At 69.5% G+C, this 600-nt stretch carries 1 protein-coding gene; it reads left to right on the top strand.

Translation table 11 applies throughout. From position 1 onward, the window contains the following. Positions 1 to 167: 167 nt before the first annotated feature. Positions 168 to 563, top strand: a complete 396-nt coding sequence (locus tag ACY45C_RS14585) for a cold-shock protein (RefSeq protein WP_462188148.1) — start codon at positions 168 to 170, stop codon at positions 561 to 563. Positions 564 to 600: the final 37 nt, after the last annotated feature.

Genomic DNA, 600 nt, shown 5'->3' with positions numbered 1-600 from the left:
CCTACGAGGACGTGTGCCGAACGCGGGCCAGACCACCATCACGGGAGAGGGGTTCACTCGACAGCCGATCGCTACCGAAGACGCACGCGACGTGCGGCCGACGGATAGCCTGGGAATCACTCATCTTCCGTTGCGTTGTCCTGCCGTTACACAGAACGAGGTCGCCCGTGCCCACCGGCAAAGTCAAGTGGTTCGACGTCGACAAGGGCTTCGGCTTTCTCAGCCGGGACGACGGCGGCGACGTCTTCGTGCACAAGGCCGCCCTGCCCGCCGGGGTCGACCGGCTGAAACCCGGCGACCGGGTCGAGTTCGGCGTCGCCGCCGGGCGGCGTGGCGACCAGGCACTGTCGGTCCGGCTGCTGACCGCCCCGCCGTCGGTCGCCAAGGCGGCTGCCCAGGCCGCGCGGCGCAGTCCGGACGAGCTGCACAGCATGGTCGAAGACATGATCAAGGTGCTGGACGACGTGCAGCGGGACCTTCGTCGCGGCTGGTATCCCGACCGGCGGACCGCCCAGCGGGTCGCCAAGGTCGTGCACGCCGTCGCCAACGAGTTGGAGGTCTAGGCCGGCGGCAGGAAACTGACCCGTCGGCCGCACCCGG

This window comes from Frankia sp. CcWB2, assembly GCF_977927585.1.
Note: the sequence above shows the minus strand (reverse complement) of the source record. Positions and strands in the feature narration are given on the sequence as shown.